Origin of the sequence: Phaeospirillum tilakii, assembly GCF_042683125.1 — a bacterium.
GTDB classification, from domain to species: Bacteria; Pseudomonadota; Alphaproteobacteria; order Rhodospirillales; family Magnetospirillaceae; genus Phaeospirillum; species Phaeospirillum tilakii.
In genome coordinates, this window is the sequence record NZ_JBHUIY010000082.1 from 1 (window position 1) to 3,630 (window position 3,630).

The 3,630-nt window shown below is 75.3% G+C and carries 4 protein-coding genes and 1 pseudogene; all 5 read left to right on the top strand.

The window, feature by feature from the left end:
* Nucleotides 1-614: pseudogene (locus ACFSNB_RS18510) on the top strand (hypothetical protein); the annotation flags it as partial.
* A 49-nt stretch (nt 615-663) separates the two neighbouring features.
* Nucleotides 664-1,068 (top strand): hypothetical protein, encoded by a 405-nt coding sequence (locus ACFSNB_RS18515; RefSeq protein WP_377319273.1) that lies wholly within the window; start codon nt 664-666, stop codon nt 1,066-1,068.
* Between the two features lie 3 nt (nt 1,069-1,071).
* Complete coding sequence (locus tag ACFSNB_RS18520; RefSeq protein ID WP_377319275.1) at nt 1,072-1,596, top strand: hypothetical protein; 525 nt, start codon at nt 1,072-1,074, stop codon at nt 1,594-1,596.
* Entirely contained in the window at nt 1,596-2,960 is a 1,365-nt protein-coding gene (locus ACFSNB_RS18525) for a hypothetical protein (RefSeq protein WP_377319277.1), read from the top strand. Before ACFSNB_RS18520 ends, ACFSNB_RS18525 begins: the two co-directional genes overlap by 1 nt.
* 165 nt (nt 2,961-3,125) lie before the next feature.
* Nucleotides 3,126-3,630: hypothetical protein (locus ACFSNB_RS18530; protein ID WP_377319279.1), on the top strand; the 505-nt coding region annotated here is incomplete at its 3' end.

Genomic DNA, 3,630 nt, shown 5'->3' on the forward strand with positions numbered 1-3,630 from the left:
ACCTCTACGCCGTGGTCCGGCGCACCATCAACGGCGTCGCCCGCCGCTTCGTCGAGCGGCTGGCGACGCGGCGGATCGAGACCATCGCCGACGCCGCCTTCCTCGACGCCCATCTGGTCTATGACGGCGCGGCGGCGACGGTGATCTCCGGCCTCGACCACCTCGCCGGGGCCACCGTGGGGGTGCTGGCCGACGGCAACGTCCTCGGCGACCTCACCGTCTCGGCTGCCGGCACCCTGACCCTCGACCGCGCCGCCGCCCATGTCGTCGCCGGCCTGCGCTATGACCAACAGAGCTGGATCGAGACCCTCGACATCGATCTGGGTCAGGTCCAGGGGCTCGGCACGGTGCAGGGCCGCCGCCTGTCGGTGCCGCGCCTGACCGTCCGGGTCGAGGCCTCGCGCGAGTTCCGGGCCGGCCCCGATCTCGACCACCTGACCCTGACCAAGGTGGCGCTGGGCAGCTATGGCGCCACCCCCGATCTGATCACCGGCGACGTCGACATCACCCTGGCCGCGACCTGGACCGGCCATGGCCGCGTCGTGCTGCAACCCAACGGCCCGGTCCCGCTGACCGTGCTGGCGATCAGCCCCGACATCGTGATCGGCGGATAAGACCATGCCCCACCGCATCGTCCCGGCGACGGAGGATCTCCTCCGCGCCATGGCTCCCCGTCTGCGCGCGGCGGACCGCCGCGAGGTCGAGACGCTCGGCTTCACCCCCGAGCGCGGCCTGCTCGATTCGTTCCACCGCTCGACCTGGGCGCGGGTGGCGCTGACGCCCTCGGGCCGGCCGATCGCCGCCTGGGGCCTGGGGCTGATCTCGACCCTCGGCGGGATCGGCGGGCCGTGGATGCTGTCCACCCCGCTGATCGAGCGCGACCGCCGCGCCTTCCTGCGCGAAAGCCGGCGGCAGGTGGCCGAGATGCGCCAGCTTTGCCCGATCCTGCGCGGGCTGGTCGATGCCCGCTATCGCGGCGCGGTGCGCTGGCTGGGCTGGCTGGGTTTTTCCTTCGCCGCCCCGATCGAGATCGGCGGCGCGCCGTTCCTTCCGTTCGAAATGAGGTGAACCATGGGACTCGACCTCGGATCGCTGACCGGTCTGGCGCTGAACGGCGCCAACGGGGCCAGCCAGATCTTTTCCACCAGCAGCAGCGCCGACGAACAGAGCGGGCTGTATCGCTATCAGGCTCAGCTCGCCGCCAACGACGCGGCGATCGCCAATCAGAACGCCGCCGAGGCCGAGGCGGCCGGCCGGGCGGCGGAGCAGCGGACCCGGCTGCGCGGCAACCAGAGCCTCGGCCAGCAGCGCGCCCAGGCCGGCGCCTCCGGCTTCGATCTCGGCAGCGACACCCTGGCCGATGATTTCGCCGGCACGGCGATGGAAAGCGAGGTCGATGCCCTCGACGTGCGCAACAGCTTCCAGCGCCAGGCCAACGCCTATTACCGCCAGGCCGCCGCCGCCGGCAACCTCGCCACCCTCGACGGTGAACTGGCCGACGGCGCCGCCGCGCGCGGCAACCGCAGCACCGGCCGCAGCCTGCTCTCCAGCGTCGGCTCGGTCGCCGGCAGCTGGTACGGCCTGGGGGGGCTGTGATGCCGACCCTGCCCGACCCCGAGCCGACGGCGGCGGCGGACGAAGCCGAGCCGGCCCGGCGGCGCGCCGAGGAGGATGACGCCGCCGCCCTGCGCGCCGACACCGCCGATTCCGACTGGTTCCGCGCCCAGCGTCAGCCGGGCGGCTTTTTCGCCAGCCGGGGCTGGGCGGCGTGGCGGGGGCTCGCCCCGTTCCGCCGCGCCGTCGCCGCCCGGATCGAGGCCCAGGCCGCCACCCTGACCGGCCCGGCCCAGGTGCGGCCCTACCGCCGGCTGGCGGCGATCCGCGCCGGACTGATGCTGGCCGAGGCCGAACGCCACGCCTGGGCCGAGCGGGACGCCGCGCTGGCCGAGGACGGGGCCGCGCGGGAACGGGCGGCGCTGGCCGACCTCGCCGCCTGGGGCGACCGGCCCATGGCGGCGCGCTGGTTCACGCGCGGCGCCCGGGCCGGGCTGATCGCCCGCGCCGCGCGGGAAGGCTGGGACCGCGCCACCCTGGCGGCGGCGCTGCGCGAAGACGACAGCGCCCTGACCGCCGCCCGGATCACCCGGGTCGCCGCGGTCGATCCCGCCGCCGCCGCCGCCTTGCTCGACCGGCTTGACCCGCGGCTGCTGCCGGCCGAACGGCTGGCGGTGCGCCGCCGGCTCGACCGCGCCCGGGCCGAGCAGCGCGACCGGGCCGAGGCCGCCGCCCGCGACGCCCGCCAGCAGGCGGCCCGGCAGGTGCTGGTGGAGGGGCGCGATCCGTTCGATCTCGCCCCCGACCAGCAGGCCGCGCTCGGCCCCGAACAACGGGCGGCGCTGGCCGCCGCCTGGGCCGACAATGGCCGGGTGGCGTTCGACGCCGCGATCGAGGCCGGCCTGCTCGACCGCGCCCGCGACGATCCCGCCGGACTGGTGACCGCCGACCTGTCGCCGCTATGGGGCCGTCACGACAGCGGCCGCGTCGCCTATTGGCAGCAGCAGCAGCAGGCGCTGGGGCGCGACCCGGCGCGGGCCCTGCTGCGGCGGGTGGCGTGGCACGAGGGCGACCGCGCGCTGGAGCAGGAGGGCGCGCCCGGCCCGGCCCGGGCGCGGGCGACGATGCGGGCCTGGATCGACGCCCGCTGCGACGCCGGCCCGACCGCCCCGACCCCGGCCGAGATCGCCCGGTTCGCCGCCACCCTGCGTCCATCGCTCGCGGCGACGCCGCTCCCGCCGGCGCGGAACGACGACGCGGCCGACCAGAGGGCGGAAACAGAGGGGATCGACGGCGGGGACGGGCCGGCGGCGGAGAGCGATCGCGCCGCGACCGCACCGCCGGGGGGGAGCCCGGTTCCGCCGGATGGAGCGTCCGACGGAACCGGTCTGCTCCAAGCGAGGTGATCGGCCCGGCCGCCAAAGGCAAACCGGCCCCGACTTGCTCCAGCTTAACAAACCGGGCGACCCGGCCTCAACCCCGACCTCCAGCAGGGGGGGCCCGCCCGTTCCGCCTCCCCCGCCCGGGAGAGGGGCGACCCTCCGTTTTCCTCCGGCGATGCAGGTATTCCGATGACTCTTTCCACCACCACCTCCTCCGTGTCCTATGTCGGCAACGGCGTCACCACCACCTTCGATTTCGGCTTCGAGATCCCGGCCGGCGCGCTGGTGGTGACCTTGACCGAGACCGACGCGGTCACCATCCTCGACGCCTCGACCTACAGCGCGACCGGCCTCGGCAGCAGCGCGGGCGGCAGCGTCACCCTCAAGACCGCCCCCACCCCAAGCCAGACCGTCACCCTGCGCCGGGTGCTGGCCCCGACCCAGTCGGTGGCGCTGGTCACCGGCGCCGCGATCTATGCCGACGTGCTGGAAGCCGCGCTCGACCGCGCCGCGATGGTCGATCAGCAATTGCAGGAGCAGATCGACCGCGCCGTGCTGGTGCCGGTCGGTTCCGAGGTCGATCCCGGTGCCTATCTCACCACCTGCTCGACCGCCGCCGCCAGCGCCGCCGCCAGCGCCGGCACGGCCACTGCCGCCGCGACCGGGGCCGCCGCCAGCGCCAGCACGGCGACCG